The sequence below is a fragment of the Desulfosporosinus shakirovi genome (genome assembly GCF_020595055.1).
Lineage (GTDB): Bacteria > Bacillota > Desulfitobacteriia > Desulfitobacteriales > Desulfitobacteriaceae > Desulfosporosinus > Desulfosporosinus shakirovi.
This window is the reverse complement of sequence record NZ_JAJDOO010000082.1, coordinates 1-2131: the sequence shown is the minus strand read 5'-3', so window position 1 is coordinate 2131 and position 2131 is coordinate 1. Positions and strand designations below refer to the sequence as shown.

Genomic DNA, 2131 nt, shown 5'->3' with positions numbered 1-2131 from the left:
GTTTCTTCCTTGGGCATGAAAACAATCAAGAGCATGGCCACGATCGGTGCTAGCAGCGTGAAGGGCAGAAGCATTGACATGGAACCTACGGTTGGTAGTGCCGACATTATTTCACACCTCCTAGCGTCGCTAAGGGGTTTAGAGCCGCCAGCTGACCTTCTCCAAAGGCGAAGACCATGAATAGGACGACCACTGCGAAAAAGAACACCATAGCGTACGTTTGTAGTTGTCCTGTATGGGTTCGACGGAGGACTTTACCGCTGCCTCGCGTGATTAAGGCGAGTCCGTTGACTATCCCGTCCACGATATAGATATCAACCCAGTACAGGATCTTACCCAGACCATCCATGATGTTATGAATTAACCAGAGATAGAGCTCATCGATATAGTATTTATTTTTGAGCAGTTTGTACACGAATGGAAAGCGCGCAACCACATCGTCAGCCGAGATCGCTTTTTTGACGTAGGTGGCATAAGCTAATCCAATCCCCAAAAGTCCCGCAACCACGGAAATTCCGGCTAAGCCCCAGGCAATCGCTTCATGATGGAATTCTCCATAGTGAACATAGTAGGAAAAGTTATGCTCCGGTAACGCCACAAAGCCTCCGAAAACGCTGAAGAAAGCCAGAATCATCAAGGGAATGGTCATACTCCAAGGTGATTCCTTAGGATGGTTTTCTTTCTTTTCCGGCCCCATAAAGACCACAAAGAACAATCGGCTCATATAAAAGGCTGTTAAGAAGGCCGTAAACAGTCCGACGGCATAAATGACAGGATGGCCGTTGTGCAGGGCATTGGCTAAAATTTCATCTTTAGACCAGAATCCTGCAAAGGGTGGAACTCCGGAAATGGCCAAGACTCCGATGAAAAAGGTCGTTCCTGTGATCGGCATCCTTTTCCAAAGTCCACCCATCTCCCAAATATCTTGTTTATGATGCAAGGCATAAATCACGGAACCGGCACCCAAGAACATTAACGCCTTGAAGAACGCATGAGTCATGAGATGGAACATGGATCCCGAGAAGGAACCTACCCCGAGGGCAAACATCATATAGCCCAGTTGGCTTAAGGTCGAATAGGCCAGGATTCGTTTAATGTCATCTTGGACAATCGCAATCGAAGCCGCAAAGATCGCTGTGAACGCCCCTAAGCCGCCAATAAACTGCAGGGCCTCCGGGGAGGCAACATCAAAGAGAAAGTACATACGAGCCACTAAATAGACTCCGGCAACAACCATAGTTGCGGCATGAATCAAAGCACTGACAGGCGTCGGACCTTCCATAGCGTCCGGAAGCCAAACGTGAAGGGGAAACTGTCCGGATTTCCCGATGGGTCCCATAAAGATCAAGAACGCCGTGACCGTCACATAGCCTGCGGTTCCAAGCACTAAGACATCTTGGAAACTTGTGTTCAGGGCTGCAGAAAGCGCCACAAAATCAAGGGTTCCAAACTTCGTATAGAGGAAAAGCATCCCGAGCAACAATCCGAAGTCCCCGACACGAGTGGTCATGAACGCTTTCTTAGCAGCCTCCCGTGCCGACACTTTAAAGAACCAAAAACCAATCAGCAAATAGGAACAGAGTCCCACTAATTCCCAGAAAATAAAGAGCTGTAAGAGGTTCGTCGCCAGTACCATACCGAGCATGGACGAGGCAAATAAGGACTGGTAGCAATAATAACGCGAAAAGCCCTCGTCTCCCTGCATATATCCTAACGAATAGATCTGCACCATCGAAGCTACCAACGTAACAACAAACAACATCATGGCACTTAAGGGATCAACAATCGTCCCAAAATTGATCTTTAACCCCACAATATTAAGCCAATTCACATTTACGATCGCAGGATGTTCCACAATTTCCGCACCCGCCTGAATAACGCCTAGGCCGATAGCTATAGCCAAGCTTAATGAGGTGAGAATAGCGAGAATTGACACTGTGGAAGACAGTCGTTTGGATCGTTTCGTGATAAAGGCGATGATTAGGAACGACAAGAAGGGCAAAGCAGGAATTAACCACGCCCACTGAAAGAGATCATGCATTTCCTTGAACACCTACCTTCTCCATAGTCTCTCTTACCACTTCAACCAAGTTAATTCGTCGACGTTGGTGGATTGACGATTACGATAAAT

The 2131-nt window shown here is 47.5% G+C and carries 1 protein-coding gene; it reads right to left on the bottom strand.

All coding sequences use genetic code 11. From position 1 onward, the window contains the following. Window positions 1-106 precede the first annotated feature (106 nt). A complete protein-coding gene (gene nuoL / locus LJE72_RS25850) occupies window positions 107-2053 on the bottom strand; it encodes an NADH-quinone oxidoreductase subunit L (protein ID WP_312038973.1) in 1947 nt (648 codons plus the stop codon). Between the last annotated feature and the right edge of the window lie 78 nt (window positions 2054-2131).